The organism is Burkholderia territorii (assembly GCF_001718335.1).
Taxonomy (GTDB): Bacteria; Pseudomonadota; Gammaproteobacteria; order Burkholderiales; family Burkholderiaceae; genus Burkholderia; species Burkholderia territorii.
In genome coordinates this window covers 2,261,761-2,276,478 of sequence record NZ_CP013366.1, presented here as the reverse complement: position 1 = coordinate 2,276,478, position 14,718 = coordinate 2,261,761, and the positions used below count along the sequence as shown (strand labels likewise).

Annotated in this window: 9 protein-coding genes and 1 pseudogene; 5 read left to right on the top strand and 5 right to left on the bottom strand. The window is 65.3% G+C overall.

Annotated features, from left to right (window positions below; all coding sequences use genetic code 11):
* Window positions 1-95: 95 nt before the first annotated feature.
* From folD to fixL, 3 genes are all read right to left on the bottom strand, one after another.
* A complete protein-coding gene (gene folD, locus WS51_RS21060) occupies window positions 96-953 on the bottom strand; it encodes a bifunctional methylenetetrahydrofolate dehydrogenase/methenyltetrahydrofolate cyclohydrolase FolD (protein ID WP_060329705.1) in 858 nt (285 codons plus the stop codon).
* Between the two features lie 231 nt (window positions 954-1,184).
* The gene (gene fixJ / locus WS51_RS21055) at window positions 1,185-1,823 is read right to left on the bottom strand and encodes an oxygen response regulator transcription factor FixJ (RefSeq protein WP_006493245.1); all 639 of its coding nucleotides are present in this window, start codon (window positions 1,821-1,823) and stop codon (window positions 1,185-1,187) included.
* Window positions 1,820-4,336 carry an oxygen sensor histidine kinase FixL gene (fixL, locus tag WS51_RS21050; RefSeq protein WP_059450467.1) on the bottom strand — a complete coding sequence of 839 codons (2,517 nt, stop codon included), beginning with the start codon at window positions 4,334-4,336 and terminating at the stop codon, window positions 1,820-1,822. The genes fixJ and fixL overlap by 4 nt, the downstream gene beginning before the upstream one ends.
* On the opposite strand from fixL, the pseudogene WS51_RS33210 reads away from it, so the two are divergent.
* The 4 genes and pseudogenes from WS51_RS33210 to lpdA form a co-directional block, all read left to right on the top strand.
* Window positions 4,256-4,473, top strand: a pseudogene (locus tag WS51_RS33210) (hypothetical protein); the annotation flags it as partial. The gene fixL and the pseudogene WS51_RS33210 overlap by 81 nt on opposite strands.
* A gap of 136 nt (window positions 4,474-4,609) precedes the next feature.
* Window positions 4,610-7,306 carry a pyruvate dehydrogenase (acetyl-transferring), homodimeric type gene (gene aceE / locus WS51_RS21045; protein WP_059806843.1) on the top strand — a complete coding sequence of 899 codons (2,697 nt, stop codon included), beginning with the start codon at window positions 4,610-4,612 and terminating at the stop codon, window positions 7,304-7,306.
* A 69-nt stretch (window positions 7,307-7,375) separates the two neighbouring features.
* Window positions 7,376-9,022: a dihydrolipoyllysine-residue acetyltransferase gene (gene aceF, locus WS51_RS21040; RefSeq protein WP_069229737.1), complete on the top strand. Its 1,647-nt coding sequence runs from the start codon at window positions 7,376-7,378 to the stop codon at window positions 9,020-9,022.
* A gap of 311 nt (window positions 9,023-9,333) precedes the next feature.
* Entirely contained in the window at window positions 9,334-11,103 is a 1,770-nt protein-coding gene (lpdA, locus tag WS51_RS21035) for a dihydrolipoyl dehydrogenase (RefSeq protein WP_069229736.1), read from the top strand.
* Window positions 11,104-11,323: 220 nt separating this feature from the next.
* On the opposite strand, the gene WS51_RS21030 is transcribed toward lpdA, so the two are convergent.
* A complete protein-coding gene (locus tag WS51_RS21030; RefSeq protein WP_059450463.1) occupies window positions 11,324-11,890 on the bottom strand; it encodes a phasin family protein in 567 nt (188 codons plus the stop codon).
* A 654-nt stretch (window positions 11,891-12,544) separates the two neighbouring features.
* Between WS51_RS21030 and pbpG the strand changes: the two genes are divergently transcribed.
* Window positions 12,545-13,696 (top strand): D-alanyl-D-alanine endopeptidase, encoded by a 1,152-nt coding sequence (gene pbpG, locus WS51_RS21025; RefSeq protein WP_059806837.1) that lies wholly within the window; start codon window positions 12,545-12,547, stop codon window positions 13,694-13,696.
* 93 nt (window positions 13,697-13,789) lie between these two features.
* On the opposite strand, the gene WS51_RS21020 is transcribed toward pbpG, so the two are convergent.
* Complete coding sequence (locus WS51_RS21020; protein WP_059503553.1) at window positions 13,790-14,599, bottom strand: IclR family transcriptional regulator; 810 nt, start codon at window positions 14,597-14,599, stop codon at window positions 13,790-13,792.
* Window positions 14,600-14,718: the final 119 nt, after the last annotated feature.

The following is a 14,718-nucleotide window of genomic DNA, read 5'->3' as shown; positions in this document are numbered from 1 at the left end:
GGAATTCGATGCTACGGCGCGGCCGCGGCGGGCGGCCGGCAAGAAACCGGCGCACGAACGCGCGCCGGCTGGACGGGCAGGGCGATCGGCGGCGATCAGGCTGCCGCGGCGGCGCGCTCGGCGGCTTCGATCGTGTTGATCAGCAGCATCGTGATGGTCATCGGGCCGACGCCGCCCGGCACCGGCGTGATGTGGCCGGCGACTTCCTTCACGCCGGAGAAGTCGACGTCGCCGCACAGCTTGCCCGCGTCGTCGCGGTTCATGCCGACGTCGATCACCGTCGCGCCGGGCTTGACCATGTCGGCCGTCAGGATGTTGCGCTTGCCGACCGCGGCGACCACGACGTCGGCCTGGCGCGTGTGCGCGGCGAGATCGCGCGTCTTGCTGTGGCAGATCGTAACGGTCGCGCCGGCTTCGAGCAGCAGCATCGCCATCGGCTTGCCGACGATGTTCGAGCGGCCGATCACGACGGCGTTCGCGCCCTGCAGCGGGATGTCGTGCGCTTCGAACATCTTCATCACGCCGTACGGCGTGCACGGGCGGAACAGCGGCTTGCCCGTCATCAGCGCGCCGGCATTCGCGACGTGGAAGCCGTCGACGTCCTTCTCCGGCGCGATCGCCTCGATCACCTTGTGGCTGTCGATATGCTTCGGCAGCGGCAGCTGGACCAGGATGCCGTGGATCTTCGGATCGCGGTTCAGTTCGTCGATGCGTGCAAGCAGGTCGGCTTCCGACAGGGTGTCCGGGTACGCATCCTTCAGCGAGAAGAAACCGTTGTCCTCGCACGCCTTGATCTTGTTGCGCACGTAGACTTCGCTCGCCGGGTTCGCGCCGACGAGGATCACCGCGAGACCGGGCTGGTGGCCGCGTGCGGTCAGGGCGGCGGCGCGTTCGGCGGCCTGCGCGCGCAAGGTCTTCGAGAGGGCGTTGCCGTCGATGAGGAGGGCTGTCATGGTGGTGGTCCTGCCGGGAAGTTGGAATGCGGGCGTGCGGCGCGCGAAGCGCCGCAGCAAAGCACGCAATTATACCGGTCGCCTGCCGTCGTCCGACAGCGAATACAAGGAAAGCGTCATGGCGGCGGTGCCGGCGCCCCGGGAGGTGGCGCCGGGCCGTGCCGCGCGGCGGGCCCGCATCGCGGCACGGAGGTGCGGCCGGGCAGGGCTGCCCGGAGCCGCGCGCAACGTTCAGGCCTGCTTCTTCGACAGCGCGAGGCGCAGCAGATCGGCGACCGTGTTGACGTTGAGCTTTTCCATGATGTTCGCGCGGTGCGCTTCGACCGTCTTGATGCTGATCCCGAGATCGTCGGCGATCTGCTTGTTCAGGCGACCCGCGATGATCCGCTCGAGCACCTGCTGTTCGCGCGCGGTCAGCTTCGACAGGCGCTCGCTGGCGGCGCGCTGTTCCTGGACGCTCTTGCTTTCGCTTCGGGCCTTGTCGAGCATCCGCTCGACGAGCTTGCGCAACTCGGCCTCGTCGAACGGTTTCTCGATAAAGTCCATCGCACCCTTTTTCATCGTCGATACCGCCATCGGCACGTCGCCGTGGCCCGTGACGAAGATGATCGGCAGCGCGGCGTTGTCCGCGATCAGCCGTTCCTGCAGCTCGAGGCCGCTCATGCCCGACATCCGCACGTCGAGGATCAGGCACGCGATCTGGCCGGCCTGCTGCGCCGGCTGATAGGCATCGAGGAACTGCTCGGCGCTCGAGAAGCATTGCACGCGATAGCCGTTCGCCTCCAGCAGCCAGCGCAGCGAATCCCGTACGGCCTCGTCGTCGTCGACGACGAAGACAGTTTCCTGAGTAGTGGTGACAGGGCTATTCATAGTTCTCCCGTAACGGTATGTGATGCCGATGCCTCGCGCCCCCCTTGGCCGAGATCAGCGGGTTCCCCAATGGGCAGGCTGCAGTGGAATGTCGCGCCGGAAATGCGGCCGTCCGGTTCGACATTGTTCACCACCCACAGACGCCCCCGATGCGATTCGATGATCGAACGGCAGATGTTCAGCCCCATGCCCATGCCGTCGGACTTGGTGCTGTAAAACGGTTCGAACAGGCGTTCGGCGGTCGCTTCGTCCACGCCGGGCCCCTGGTCGATCACGCGGATGTCGACGAAACCCGCGTCGATGTCGGCGACGACGCGGATCACGCCGTCCGCCGACGCCGGCTTCACGTCGGCCATCGCCTCGGCCGCGTTCTTCATCAGGTTCACGAGCACCTGCTCGATCAGCACGGGGTCGACATAAATAATAGGCATTCTTGCGAGGATTTCCGTGACGATCCGGATCCTGCGCTTCCTGGCCTCGATTTCGGCGAGCCCGACCGCGTCGGCGACGATGTCCGCGACGCGCGCCGGCTGGCGCTTCGGCTCGCTCCGCTTCACGAATTCGCGGATCCGCTTGACGATCATCCCGGCGCGCAACGCCTGCTGCGCGGTCTTTTCCAGCGCGGGCTGCAGCGTCTCCGGCGTGCCGCGGCCGCTCTTCACGAGCGCGAGCGTGCCCGAGCAATAGTTGTTGATCGCCGCGAGCGGCTGATTCAATTCGTGAGCAATCGACGACGCCATTTCGCCCATCGTCATCAATCGGCTCGTGAACTGCAGCTTCTCTTCCTGCTGGTGCGCGAGTTCCTGCGCCTTCTTGCGGGTCGTGATGTCGGTCGCGATCTGCATCTGCGCGAGGTGGCCGTCCACCCACTGGATGTACTGGCGGCGCACCTCGAACCACTTCTGGATGCTCTCGACGTACACCTCCTGCGCGTCGGCCGTGCTGCTCGTCAGTGCGGCCGCCGGCAGGCCCGCGAACGCGTCGACCATGTCGATCGAGTCGGACGATGCCTGCGCGCGGTCGAAGCCGCCGCCGGACAGCTCCAGGTGGCCGTCGGGGCGAATCCCGAACAGGTGGCGGTAGTAGCGGTTCGCGAACAGCAGCTCGGCTTCGTCGGCGGCCAGCACCGACACCGCGGCGTCGAGGCTTTCGAGCACCGTCGTGAAGCGCTCGTGCGCGGCCGCGAGTTCCTCGCGTGCGCGCTTCGGCTCGGTGATGTCGGTCATCGACGACATCCAGCCGGTCTGGCGGCCCGAGCTGTCGATCAGCGGCGACACGTAGAGGCGTGCATGGAACAGGGTGCCGTTCTTGCGCCGCACGCGCAGCTCGAAGCCCGAGCTCGGCGCCTTGCCGCGCAGCGTCATGTCGAGCTGGCGCTGCATTTCCGGGTAGGCGTCGCGCGGCCAGTACGGGAAGGGTGCGACCTTGCCGACGAGATCGGTTTCGTCCCAGCCGGTCATCCGGCAGAACGCGGGGTTCACGTGCGTGATGCGGCCGTGCATGTCGAGCACGCGCATGCCGATCAGCACCGAGTTTTCCATCGCGCGGCGGAAGAACGCTTCGGCGTACAGCGCCTGCTGCGCCTCGAAGCGCTGGCGCGTGTGCTTCCACAGGCTCCAGAGGCTCCACAGCACGAAGCACGACAGCCCGGCGACCAGCCAGACGAGCGTGTTGTTGGTCAGGTTCGTGAGCTGCGGGAACGCGTACACGCGCACGGTCAGGCCCTGGCCGGGCGGATCGAGCGGCAGGTCGTAGTGGGAGTCGCGCGGCAGGCGCGGGCGCGTCGACGTGGACGAGAGCTCGCGGTTGTTCGAGTCGGTGATCGAGATCTTGTACTTCGACGACAGCTCCTGCGGGATGTCGTGCTTGAGGATCCCTTCGACCGAGAATACCGCGGCGATCGAGCCGAGATATTCGCGGTCGCCGCGCATCACGGGCGTCTGCAGCGTGATGAAGCCGTTGCCGAAGTCGTCGTAGATCAGCGGCGAGTAAGCCTGGCGGCGCGTGCTGCGCGCTTCGTCGTACGCGCCGCGCACGGCGTCCTGCATCTGCGCGTCGCCGGGCTTCGCGAGCCGCTGGCCGAGCAGCGGCGGGTGCACGGTCGGCCATCGCTGCACGCCGGGCGAGGTGTACCAGTTCAGATAGAGGATTTCCGGATGAGTCTGCATCACGTCCGCGACGGCCATCTGGAATGCGTTCTGGTCGAGGCGGCCGGACGCGAGATCGCGCGACAGCGCCTGCAACTGTTCCTGCGCCCCCGTCATCGACAGGCGGATCTGCTGCTGCGCCCACGCGACGTTACGGAACAGCGTGTCTTCCTGCTGCTGCTGTTCGCGGCGATTGAGGCTCCATAGAATCAGGCTCATCACCACGAGGAACACGAGGATCGACAGCAGCGGCGTCAGCAAATAGGAGTTGGACCACCACGGTCCGTGGTGCCAGCGGGACGGCTGCGACTCCGCCGGCGGGCCCGACGGTCGCGCCGAGCGTGCGAAAAGCCGATCGGTCAACATGGCAGGATTGTAGCGCAGCGCAATACATGGAAAACCCATACCGGATATGTTGAACGGAAACGGATTTGTGTCCGCGGCGCGTGCCGCGGAGGCCGGCAGCGAGGGTGCAGCGCAGCAATATTCCGCATTACGAGAAAAGATCTCATAATTCGAAAATTTTGTTGCGCGTGGCCGTTCACGCTCATTACAATCCGTCGGAGCTTGCCCGCAGCCGGCCGCGTCGCGTCGTCTGCATGAGAGCGATCCTCACATTCCAGGACCCAGGAGACGAGAATGTCCGCTGTACCGAACGAAGTGATGAAATATGTCGCCGCCGATCGTGACGACGACCCGCAAGAAACCGTTGAGTGGCTCGAGTCGCTCGACGGCGTGATCTCCTCCGTGGGCACCGGCCGCGCGCACTACCTGATCGAAAAGCAGATCGAATTCGCCCGCATGCACGGCGAACACCTGCCGTTCTCCGCCAATACCCCGTACATCAATACGATCCCGGTCGAAGCCCAGGCGAAGATCCCGGGCGACCAGGACATCGAGCACCGCATCCGTTCGTACACGCGCTGGAACGCGCTCGCGATGGTGCTGCGCGCAGGCAAGGACACGAACGTCGGCGGCCACATCGCGTCGTTCGCGTCGGCCGCGACGCTCTATGACGTCGGCTACAACCACTTCTGGCACGCGGCGTCCGACCAGCACGGCGGCGACCTCGTGTTCGTGCAGGGCCACTCGTCGCCGGGCGTGTACTCGCGCGCATTCCTGCTCGGCCGCCTGTCGGAAGAGCAGCTCGACAACTTCCGTCAGGAAGTCGACGGCAAGGGCATCTCGTCGTACCCGCACCCGTGGCTGATGCCGGACTTCTGGCAGTTCCCGACCGTGTCGATGGGTCTCGGCCCGATCATGGCGATCTACCAGGCCCGCTTCATGAAGTACCTGGAATCGCGCGGCATCGCGAAGACGGCCGGCCGCAAGGTCTGGGCGTTCCTCGGCGACGGCGAGACGGACGAGCCGGAATCGCTCGGGGCAATCGGCATGGCGAGCCGCGAGAAGCTCGACAACCTCGTGTTCGTGATCAACTGCAACCTGCAGCGTCTCGACGGCCCGGTGCGCGGCAACGGCAAGATCATCCAGGAACTGGAATCGGAATTCCGCGGCGCCGGCTGGAACGTGATCAAGGTCATCTGGGGCAGCCGCTGGGATGCGCTGTTCGCGCGCGACAAGACCGGCGCGCTGATGCGCCGCATGATGGAAGTCGTCGACGGCGAATACCAGACGTACAAGTCGGAGTCGGGCGCGTTCGTTCGCGAACACTTCTTCAACACGCCCGAGCTGAAGGCGCTCGTCGCCGACTGGTCGGACGACGACATCTGGGCGCTGAACCGTGGCGGCCACGATCCGCACAAGATCTACGCGGCATTCCACGAAGCGACCAACACGAAGGGCGCGCCGACCGTCATCCTCGCGAAGACCATCAAGGGCTACGGGATGGGCGAGTCGGGCCAGGCGATGAACATCACGCACCAGCAGAAGAAGCTGCCGGTCGAGCAACTGAAGAAGTTCCGTGACCAGTTCCGCCTGCCGATCACCGACGAGCAGATCGCCGACGTGCCGTACCTGAAGTTCGAGGAAGGCTCGAAGGAACTCGAATACATGCGCCAGAAGCGCATGGACCTCGGCGGCTACCTGCCGCATCGCCGCCAGAAGGCCACGTCGCTGCCGGTGCCGGCGCTCGACGCGTTCGAGCCGCTGCTGAAGGGCACGGGCGAAGGCCGCGAGATCTCGACGACGATGGCGTTCGTGCGGATCCTGAACATCCTGCTGAAGGACAAGGCACTCGGCAAGCGTGTCGTGCCGATCGTCCCGGACGAATCGCGTACGTTCGGCATGGAAGGCCTGTTCCGCCAGATCGGCATCTGGAACCAGGAAGGCCAGAAGTACGTGCCGGAAGATTCCGACCAGCTGATGTTCTACAAGGAATCGGAAACCGGCCAGATCCTGCAGGAAGGCATCAACGAAGCGGGCGGCATGTGCGACTGGATCGCGGCGGCGACGTCGTATTCGACGCACGGCGAGATCATGGTGCCGTTCTACATCTTCTATTCGATGTTCGGCTTCCAGCGCATCGGCGACCTGGCATGGGCGGCGGGCGACATGCGCTCGCGCGGCTTCCTGCTCGGCGGCACCGCGGGCCGCACGACGCTGAACGGTGAAGGCCTGCAGCACGAAGACGGCCACTCGCTGCTGTGGGCGGCATCGGTGCCGAACTGCGTGAGCTACGACCCGACGTTCGGCTACGAACTCGCGGTGATCGTCCAGGACGGTCTGCGCCGCATGGTGCAGGACCAGGAAGACGTGTACTACTACATCACGGTGATGAACGAGAACTACGAGCACCCGGCGATTCCGCAGGGCGAGCACGTGGCGGCCGACATCATCAAGGGCATGTACGCGTTCAAGAAGGCCGACGCCGACGCGAAGGCGCCGCGCGTGCAACTGCTCGGTGCCGGCACGATCTTCAACGAAGTGATCGCTGCGGCCGACCTGCTGAAGAACGACTGGGGCGTCGCGGCCGATCTGTGGAGCGTGCCGAGCTTCACCGAACTCGCGCGCGAAGGCCATGACGTCGAGCGCTGGAACCTGCTCCATCCGACCGAGGAGCGTCGCCTGTCGCACGTGCAGAAGTGCCTGAAGGACACGCAGGGTCCGGTCATCGCATCGACCGACTACGTGCGCGCGCTGGTCGACCAGATCCGCGGCCAGATCGATCGCCGCTTCGTCGTGCTGGGCACGGACGGCTTCGGTCGTTCGGATACCCGCGAGAAGCTGCGTCACTTCTTCGAAGTCGACCGTCACTGGGTCACCGTCGCCGCGCTGAACGCGCTGGCCGACGAAGGCACGATCGAGCGCAAGGTGGTCGCGGACGCGATTGCCAAGTACAACCTCGATCCGTCGAAGCCCAACCCGATGACCGTTTAACGCACACCGCCGTGTGATGCCGCGCGCCGCTTCCGGGAGGGGCGCGCGCGGCCATGGAGACAGAAAAAGATGAGTCAAGCGATCGAAGTGAAGGTGCCGGATATCGGCGATTACAAGGACGTGCCCGTCATCGAGGTGCTCGTGAAGGCGGGCGACACGGTCGAGCCCGAGCAGTCGCTCGTCACGCTCGAGTCGGACAAGGCAACGATGGACGTGCCGAGCCCGGCCGCCGGCACGGTCAAGGAAGTGAAGGTCAAGGTGGGCGATTCCGTGTCGGAAGGCTCGCTGATCGTCCTGCTCGAAGGCGGCGCCGCGGCGCAGGCGAACGGCGCGGCCGCGCCGGCGGCAGCACCGGCTCCGGCAGCGGCACCGGCCGCGGCAGCGCCGGCTGCCGCTCCCGCTGCTGCGGGCGGCACGCTCGAGGTGAAGGTGCCCGACATCGGCGACTACAAGGACGTCCCGGTGATCGAGATCGGCGTGAAGGTCGGCGACACGGTCGAGAAGGAGCAGTCGCTCGTCACGCTCGAGTCGGACAAGGCGACGATGGACGTGCCGAGCCCGGCCGCCGGCGTCGTGAAGGAAATCAAGGTCAAGGTGGGCGATTCGGTGTCGGAAGGTACGCTGATCGTGCTGCTCGACGCCGCCGGCGCAGCGCCTGCCGCCGCGCCGCAGGCGAGCGCACCGGCACCTGCACCGGCCGCTGCCGCGCCGGCTCCGGCCGCCGCACCGGCGCCCGCGAAGGCTGCGCCGGCTCCGGCTGCCGCTGCGCCGGCCGCCGCGCCGTCGGGCGAGTACCGCGCGAGCCACGCATCGCCGTCCGTGCGCAAGTTCGCACGCGAACTCGGCGTCGACGTCGCACGCGTGCAGGGCAGCGGTCCGAAGGGCCGCATCACGAAGGAAGACGTCACGAGCTTCGTGAAGGGCGCGATGACGGGCCAGCGCGCGGCACCGGCCGCGGCAGCCGCGCCGGCTGCCGGCGGCGAGCTGAACCTGCTGCCGTGGCCGAAGGTCGACTTCTCGAAGTTCGGCCCGTTCGAGGCGAAGCCGCTGTCGCGCATCAAGAAGATCTCGGGCGCGAACCTGCATCGCAACTGGGTGATGATCCCGCACGTCACGAACAACGACGAAGCGGACATCACCGAGCTCGAAGCGCTGCGCGTGCAACTGAACAAGGAGCACGAGAAGGCGGGCGTGAAATTCACGATGCTCGCATTCGTGATCAAGGCGGTCGTCGCGGCGCTGAAGAAGTTCCCGACCTTCAATGCGAGCCTCGACGGCGACAACCTGGTGTTCAAGCAGTACTACCACATCGGTTTCGCCGCGGACACGCCGAACGGTCTCGTCGTGCCGGTGATTCGCGACGCGGACAAGAAGGGCCTCGTCGACATCGCGAAGGAAATGGCCGAGCTGTCGAAGGCCGCGCGCGACGGCAAGCTCAAGCCCGACCAGATGCAGGGCGGCTGCTTCTCGATCTCGTCGCTCGGCGGGATCGGCGGCACCCACTTCACGCCGATCATCAACGCGCCGGAAGTCGCGATCCTCGGGTTGTCGCGCGGCCAGATGAAGCCGGTGTGGGACGGCAAGCAGTTCGTGCCGCGTCTGACGCTGCCGCTGTCGCTGTCGTATGACCATCGTGTCATCGATGGCGCGGAAGCCGCGCGGTTCAACGCGTATCTCGGCGCGTTGCTGGCCGATTTCCGTCGCATCATTCTTTGATGAGATGAGGGGCTCGCCGGGGCGTGGTTTTTTGTGTCGGTTTTCCACGCCCTTGTCGTTGAACCTGTTTTGCCTACGGTCTGCTGGCGTCGCCCCTGCGCGGGGCGGCGGTCACTTTTCTTTGTCCCACAGGGACTACCTTCGGGTCGTCTTCCAAAGAAAAGTAACCAAAAGAAAGGCGCGTCCTTGGGCGGACGGCAAAGGTGGTCCTGCCCGACGTCGCGTTCTCTTGTCAGGCCGCATGTAGTCAGGTTCCGTCATTCCGCCAGTCCCTCCCTCTCTCTCTGCAGCCAATCAAGAAGGAGACAGCAATGAGTCTCATCGAAGTCAAGGTTCCGGATATCGGCGATTTCAGCGGCGTCGATGTCATCGAAGTCAACGTCAAACCCGGCGACGTGATCGAAACAGAGCAAACGCTCATCACGCTCGAATCCGATAAAGCCTCCATGGAAGTGCCCAGCGACGTCGCCGGCACCGTGAAGGAAATCAAGATCAAGGCCGGCGACAAAGTCTCGCAAGGCACCGTCATCGCCATCGTCGAAGCATCGGCAGGCGCCGCCGCACCCGCACCTGCGAAGGCCCCCGAAGCACCGAAGCCCGCAGCAGCTGCACCGGCTCCGGCCGCCACACCGGCACCCGCGCCGCAAGCAGGCAGCTACAGCGGCGCCGCCGACATCGAGTGCGACATGCTCGTGCTCGGCGCCGGCCCCGGCGGCTACTCGGCCGCATTCCGCGCCGCCGACCTCGGCATGAAGACGGTGCTGGTCGAACGCTACTCGACACTCGGCGGCGTGTGCCTGAACGTCGGCTGCATTCCGTCGAAGGCGCTGCTGCACACGGCGCTCGTCGTCGAGGAAGCCGAAGCGCTCGCGGCGCACGGCATCTCGTTCGGCAAACCGCAGGTCGACCTCGACAAGCTGCGCGACTTCAAGGGCGGCGTCGTCAAGAAGCTGACGACGGGCCTCGCCGGCATGGCGAAGGCGCGCAAGGTCGAAGTCGTGACCGGCGTCGGCGCGTTCGTCGATCCGTATCACATGGAAGTGCAGGGCGAGAACGGCAAGAAGGTCGTCAAGTTCAAGCAGGCGATCATCGCCGCGGGCTCGCAGGCGGTGAAGCTGCCGTTCATGCCGGAAGACCCGCGCGTCGTCGATTCGACGGGCGCACTCGAACTGCGCCAGTTGCCCAAGCGCATGCTCGTGATCGGTGGCGGCATCATCGGCCTCGAAATGGCGACGGTGTACTCGACGCTCGGCGCGGAAATCGACGTCGTCGAAATGATGGACGGCCTGATGATGGGCGCAGACCGCGATCTCGTGAAGGTCTGGGAAAAGTACAACGCGAAGCGCTTCGGCAACGTGATGCTGAAGACCAAGACGGTCGGCGCCGAAGCGAAGGAAGACGGCATCTACGTGAAATTCGAGGGCGAGAAGGCGCCGGCGGAAGCGCAGCGCTACGACCTCGTGCTCGTCGCGGTGGGCCGCAGCCCGAACGGCAAGAAGATCGGTGCCGACAAGGCCGGTGTCGCCGTCACGGATCGCGGCTTCATCGACGTCGACAAGCAGATGCGCACGAACGTCCCGCACATCTTCGCGATCGGCGACATCGTCGGCCAGCCGATGCTCGCGCACAAGGCCGTGCATGAAGGCCACGTCGCAGCGGAAGCCGCGCACGGCGAGAAGGCGTACTTCGACGCGCTGCAGATCCCGTCGGTGGCGTACACGGATCCGGAAGTGGCCTGGGCCGGCAAGACGGAAGACCAGTGCAAGGCCGAAGGCATCAAGTACGGCAAGGCCGTGTTCCCGTGGGCCGCTTCGGGCCGCGCGATCGCGAACGGCCGCGACGAAGGCTTCACGAAGCTGATCTTCGACGAGGAAACCCATCGCGTGATCGGTGGCGGCATCGTCGGCCTGAACGCGGGCGACCTGATCAGCGAAGTCTGCCTCGCCGTCGAGATGGGCGCGGACGCGGAAGACATCGGCAAGACGATCCATCCGCACCCGACGCTCGGCGAATCGGTCGGCATGGCCGCCGAGCTGTACGAAGGCGTGTGCACGGACCTGCCGCCGCAACGCAAGAAGTAACGCGACCGGCATGGCCGGCGTTGCGCCGGCCACAAAAAACGCCTCTGCCCGGATATCCGGACAGAGGCGTTTTCTTTTGCCCGCAGCCGACGGCAGTACGCAATCCGGGGCGCGTCAGCGCACATCGACGCACTCGCGACGGCCGGGCGGATGGCCGAATTCCTGGCGCCGGAACAAAAAAAGCCGCGCAGTGCGCGGCTTTCTCAGGAGCAGGGGACGCTTACGCGGCCGGCTTGCTCGAACGGCGCGATGCAGCAGCGCTCGCGGCCTTCGTCGCGACAGCGGCAGCCGCGTTGAAGTTCGTTTCGGCGATCTCGACGGCTTGCTTGGCAGCCTTCTGGACCGTTTCGTACGTCGTGTTCGCCGCGTTCAGTGCCGACTTCAGTGCGGCGACAGCCGTTTCCGAACCGGCCGGCGCGTTCTTCGCGACGTTGTCGACGAGCGCCTGGACCTTCTTGTTCTGCTCTTCGAATTGCGCTTCGGCAACCTTCGCGAACTCGGCTTGCGTCGACGACGCGATTTCATACAGATGGCGGCTGTACGACAGCACCTTCTCCGCGACCGGCTGCGACAGGCTCGCTTGCAGCGCGATCAGTTCCTGTGCGTCCTTCACCGACAGCAGACGCTGCGCATTTTCCTGGCTTTCCGCCAGCGACGACTTCACGACCTGCAGGTTGAGTTCGATCAGCTTTTCGACGCCTTCGAACGCCTTGGTCGTCAGACCGAACAGGCTCTCGAGGTTGGCTTTCTGGGCGGCGGCGATTTGCTCGGGGGTCAGCAAGGACATGTCAAGCTCCTGAAAAGCGATCGCGTCGATCGCAGGGTAAGGGGCACTACACTGGGGAACCTCGGATGCGCGTGCTTTGTGCAACGCAGCAATGAGGCCTATTTTAGGGCAGAGAAAGCGCTTGTCAAGTACTTTTTGTGCATTGCACAATCGCGACAAATTATCAATAAAACAACGAGTTATCGTGACCGGTCCGGAATCGGTTTCAGACGGGTTCCCACATGGTGCGCATGCTGCCGCGCCACGCACGGCGCACCATGATCATGCACAGGTAAACCTGACAGGCGTGTGGAACGTTATGCTTCTGTTCCTGTCGAAAAGCGCGCCGTTTCAATGCGCGTGCCGTGGCGACGTGCCGCCGCCGCGGTCGACACCGGTGCCGCTGGCACACCGAGCGCCGGGTACGTACTTTCCCCGCTTTAATTCGTCGCCAAAGTGACGTTATCTCAATTAACCGTGTGGTAATCGGGAGACGGGTGCTGTCGGGCAGCGCATCTCATCGATTTTTTCGATGGGAGCGGGAGGGTTGATCGACTCGTCGTTGGTCAATTCTTACATTCCGGTTTAACGACGATCGGTAAGTGCCTAATATTGCTCTTTTTTTCAGCTTTAACTACACTTGCGGAAACTCCCGCCCGCTTTGTCCAGACCCCAATGAAAGCCGAATCGTTTTCACCGCGCAGATTGTTGCAGAGCATGACGCTCGGCACGGCTGTGTCGGTCGCCGTCGCCTTGCTGGCGACCGCTGCGTCCGTCGCACCCGCTGACGCCTTTGCCGCCACTGCGAAGACCCACCAGGCCGCCAAGAAAGCCGCTTCCACTTCTTCGACGAAGAAGAAGGCGGTGAAGGCCGCCTCCGCGAAATCCGCCAACGTCGCGTCGGCCGATGCGCCGAAGGCAACGCGCAAGCGCGCGACGCTCGCGTCGAACGTGCGCGGCCACCACGGGGCGGTGCGCAAGGTCGCGTTCCAGCCGCGTCGCCCGACGGTCGGCCAGGCGTTCGGCCTGCACGATACGCCGGACGCACTGGCGCTGCGCTCGAGCGTTGCATACGTCGTCGACCAGAACACCGGCGAGCCGCTGTTCGACAAGAATTCGCACGCCGTCGTGCCGATCGCGTCGATCTCGAAGCTGATGACGGCGATGGTCGTGCTCGACTCGAAGGCGCCGATGACCGATCAGCTCGAAGTCACCGACGAAGACCGCGACTACGAGAAGGGCACGGGCTCGCGCCTGTCGGTCGGCTCGGTCCTGTCGCGCGAGGACATGCTGCACATCGCGCTGATGGCATCGGAAAACCGTGCCGCTGCCGCGCTGTCGCGCTACTACCCGGGCGGCCGTCCGGCGTTCATCGCCGCGATGAACGCGAAGGCGAAGGCGCTCGGCATGAACGACACGCACTTCGAGAATTCGACGGGCCTGTCGAGCTCGAACGTGTCGAGCGCACGCGACCTCGTGAAAATGGTCAATGCGGCGTACCAATACCCGATGATTCGCCAGTTCTCGACCGACCGTACGTACGACGTCAACACGGGCAAGCGCAACCTGGTCTACAACAGCACGAACGCGCTGATCCGCGGCAACGGCTCGTGGGACATCGGCTTGCAGAAGACGGGCTTCATCAACGAGGCGGGCGAGTGTCTCGTGATGCAGGCGACGATCCATGGCCGGCCGATGGTGATGGTGCTGCTCGATTCGTTCGGCAAGTACTCGCGCTTCGCCGACGCCGCGCGCCTGCGCAACTGGCTCGACGCCGGCGGCGGCGAGCGCCTGACGGCGGCCAACACGGCGAGCGGCGGCACCTGATCGCGCCACGGCGGTTCGCCGCCGTACCGTCGCTGCAAAGAAAAAGCCCCGCAATCGCGGGGCTTTTTTCGTCCGGCTGCCGTGCGGCACGGGTCATGCGTGCCGTTGCAGGCCTTCCGCGTCCTTCGCGGGCTCCGGGCGGTAGCCGAGCGATTCCGAGATGGTCAGCGCAGTGCGGCTCAACTGGCCGAGCCACGCATCCTGCAGGCGATCGGCCGGTGCCGACAGCGACAGGCCCGCGACGAGCTTGCCCGAGTCGTCGTAGATGCCGGCCGCGATGCAGCGCACGCCCAGCTCCAGTTCCTCGTTGTCGCGCGCGCACGATTGCTGGCGCACGAGCGTCAGTTCACGCTCGAGCTTCGCGAGGTCGGTAATGCTGTTCTGCGTGTGGCCGGACAGCCCGGTGCGCGTCGCGTAGGCGCGCACGCGCGACGTTTCGTCGACCGCGAGAAACAGCTTGCCGACCGACGTCAGGTGCAGCGGTGCGCGGCCGCCGATCGCGCGCACGACCTGCATGCCGGAGCGTTCCGAATACGCGCGCTCGATATAGACGATTTCGTCGCCCTGGCGTACCGACAGGTTCACGGTCTGGCCGGTCAGGCGGTGCAGCTCGCGCATCGGCATCAGCGCGGCGTCGCGTACCGACAGTCGCGCCTTCACGAGGTTGCCGAGTTCGAGCAGCCGCATGCCGAGCCGGTAGGTGCCGGGGTCGGAGCGGTCGACGAGGCGACAGGTGACCATGTCGTTGAGGATACGGTGCGCGGTCGACGGATGCAGATCGGTGCGCTGCGCAAGCTCCTTCAGGCTGACGGGGTCGCTGTGCGCGGCGAGCGCGTCCAGCAACCGCATCATGCGTTCGATCACCTGGATCGACGTTTTGGAATCCGGGGTGGGTTGGCTCATGTCGGGGGAGAATCGGTTGACGCATCAAGCGGTGTTGCGTCGATTGTATCTCGTATCGTGAAAAAAGCGAACGCCGTTCGAGGAAGTCCTCGCTTCCCGCCGGGCGCTCTCTAGCGCGC

What these genes read in the sequence shown, in the direction of transcription:
- folD (WP_060329705.1), bottom strand. Translation starts at nt 953, where the DNA reads ATGACAGCCCTCCTCATCGACGGCAACGCCCTCTCGAAGACCTTGCGC.
- fixJ (WP_006493245.1), bottom strand. Translation starts at nt 1,823, where the DNA reads ATGAATAGCCCTGTCACCACTACTCAGGAAACTGTCTTCGTCGTCGAC.
- fixL (WP_059450467.1), bottom strand. Translation starts at nt 4,336, where the DNA reads ATGTTGACCGATCGGCTTTTCGCACGCTCGGCGCGACCGTCGGGCCCG.
- aceE (WP_059806843.1), top strand. Translation starts at nt 4,610, where the DNA reads ATGTCCGCTGTACCGAACGAAGTGATGAAATATGTCGCCGCCGATCGT.
- aceF (WP_069229737.1), top strand. Translation starts at nt 7,376, where the DNA reads ATGAGTCAAGCGATCGAAGTGAAGGTGCCGGATATCGGCGATTACAAG.
- lpdA (WP_069229736.1), top strand. Translation starts at nt 9,334, where the DNA reads ATGAGTCTCATCGAAGTCAAGGTTCCGGATATCGGCGATTTCAGCGGC.
- WS51_RS21030 (WP_059450463.1), bottom strand. Translation starts at nt 11,890, where the DNA reads ATGTCCTTGCTGACCCCCGAGCAAATCGCCGCCGCCCAGAAAGCCAAC.
- pbpG (WP_059806837.1), top strand. Translation starts at nt 12,545, where the DNA reads ATGAAAGCCGAATCGTTTTCACCGCGCAGATTGTTGCAGAGCATGACG.
- WS51_RS21020 (WP_059503553.1), bottom strand. Translation starts at nt 14,599, where the DNA reads ATGAGCCAACCCACCCCGGATTCCAAAACGTCGATCCAGGTGATCGAA.